General features: G+C 67.8%; 4 protein-coding genes. All 4 read left to right on the forward strand.

The features are described from left to right. Window position 1 precedes the first annotated feature (1 nt). Window positions 2-328, forward strand: coding sequence for a 30S ribosomal protein S13 (gene rpsM / locus ACY45C_RS00565; protein WP_462185704.1), 327 nt, complete (start codon window positions 2-4; stop codon window positions 326-328). 81 nt (window positions 329-409) lie between these two features. After that, entirely contained in the window at window positions 410-814 is a 405-nt protein-coding gene (gene rpsK / locus ACY45C_RS00570) for a 30S ribosomal protein S11 (RefSeq protein ID WP_011435061.1), read from the forward strand. Window positions 815-909: 95 nt separating this feature from the next. Continuing rightward, window positions 910-1,539, forward strand: coding sequence for a 30S ribosomal protein S4 (rpsD, locus tag ACY45C_RS00575; RefSeq protein WP_011435062.1), 630 nt, complete (start codon window positions 910-912; stop codon window positions 1,537-1,539). A gap of 177 nt (window positions 1,540-1,716) precedes the next feature. After that, on the forward strand, window positions 1,717-2,074 hold a 358-nt coding region (locus ACY45C_RS00580), incomplete at its 3' end, for a DNA-directed RNA polymerase subunit alpha (protein WP_462185705.1).

Below are 2,074 nucleotides of genomic sequence, written 5' to 3' on the forward strand. Positions count from 1 at the left end.
TCTGACCTACATCTTCGGGATCGGCCGCAGCCGCTCCCGGGACACCCTCGCCGCCACCGGGGTCAACCCGGACACGCGTGTTCGTGATCTGAGCGAGGAAGAGATCGTCAGACTGCGCGACTGGATCGACGCGAACTACCGGGTCGAGGGTGACCTCAACCGGGAGATCAAGCAGGACATTCGCCGTAAGATGGAGATCGGGTGCTACCAGGGGCTCCGTCACCGGCGTAACCTGCCCGTCCACGGCCAGCGCACGCACACCAACGCGCGCACCCGCAAGGGCCCGCGCCGCGCCATCGCCGGCAAGAAGAAGGCCGGCAAGAAGTAGTCAGGGTCCCCGGCGGACCGCTCGGGCCCGCCGCCGCCGACCACTGATCGACGACCTCGTACACGGAGACCACACGCGAACATGCCTCCCAAGACGCGCGCAGCCGGCGCCAAGAAGGTCCGGCGCAAGGAAAAGAAGAACGTCGCCCACGGACACGCTCACATCAAGAGCACGTTCAACAACACGATCGTCTCCATCACCGACCCGTCCGGGAACGTGATCTCCTGGGCCTCGGCGGGCCATGTCGGCTTCAAGGGCTCCCGCAAGTCCACGCCCTTCGCCGCCCAGATGGCGGCCGAGAACGCGGCCCGCAAGGCGCAGGAGCACGGGATGCGTAAGGTCGACGTCTTCGTAAAGGGCCCGGGTTCCGGCCGGGAGACCGCGATCCGTTCCCTGCAGGCCGCGGGCCTCGAGGTCGGTGCGATCCAGGACGTCACCCCGACCCCGCACAACGGTTGCCGCCCGCCCAAGCGGCGCAGGGTGTGACCATGCGGCGAGGCGGCCGCGGCCGGAGCTCCACGCCGGCCGGTGTCGTGGCGTTGCGTTCGAGTTCGCGCCAGGAAACGAGAGAGAAGGATTAGATGGCCCGTTACACCGGCGCGGACTGCAAGCGTTGCCGCCGCGAGAAGACCAAGCTGTTCCTCAAGGGCAGCAAGTGCGACACCCCGAAGTGCCCGATCGAGATCCGGCCCTACCCGCCGGGCGAGCACGGCCGTGGCCGCACCAAGGACTCCGAGTACCTGCTGCAGAAGCGCGAGAAGCAGAAGTGCGCCCGAATCTACGGCGTGCTGGAGAAGCAGTTCCGGGGCTACTACGACGAGGCGAATCGCCGGGCCGGCAAGACCGGTGACGAGCTGCTGAAGATCCTTGAGTCGCGGCTCGACAACGTCGTGTACCGGGGTGGCTTCGCACCCTCGCGGGACGCCGCCCGTCAGGCCGTCCGGCACGGCCACGTCCAGGTGAACGGCCGCAAGGTCGACATCCCCAGCTATCGGATCAGCGAGAACGACATCGTCGAGATCGCGCCGAAGGCCCGGGAGCTCACCCCGTTCATCGTGGCCCGGGAGACCGCGGGTCAGGGTCGGGCCGTTCCGGCCTGGCTGGAGGTGATCCCGAGCCAGCTGCGGATCCTGGTGCACTCGCTGCCGGCGCGGCAGGTGATCGACACTCAGGTGCAGGAACAGCTGATCGTCGAGCTCTACTCCAAGTAGGGTCTGCCGGCGTCGTCCCCGCAGTCAGGGGGCGGAGCACACTGGAGTCCGGGCGGGCCTCCGCCCGGACACCACCCCGTGGGCGGAACGGACCGATGTTCCGCCCACCGGCTCCCGTCAGGGGGCCCGCACCACACGGCGTCATATGGCGGTCGCCGTGGTCGGAAGGACGTTCTCATGTTGATCGCTCAGCGTCCCACCCTCATCGAAGACCCGATCTCCGAGTTCCGTTCACGTTTCGTGATCGAGCCGCTGGAGCCGGGCTTCGGCTACACCCTCGGTAACTCGTTGCGCCGGACCCTGTTGTCCTCCATTCCCGGTGCCTCGGTCACCAGCATCCGCATCGACGGCGTGCTGCACGAGTTCTCCACCGTGCCCGGCGTCAAGGAGGACGTGACCGACCTGATCCTGAACCTCAAGGAACTGGTCGTCAGCTCCGACAACGACGAGCCGACCGTGATGTACCTGCGCAAGCAGGGCCCCGGCGAGGTCACGGCGGCGGACATCGCCCCGCCGGCGGGCGTCGAGGTGCACA

The sequence above is a fragment of the Frankia sp. CcWB2 genome (genome assembly GCF_977927585.1).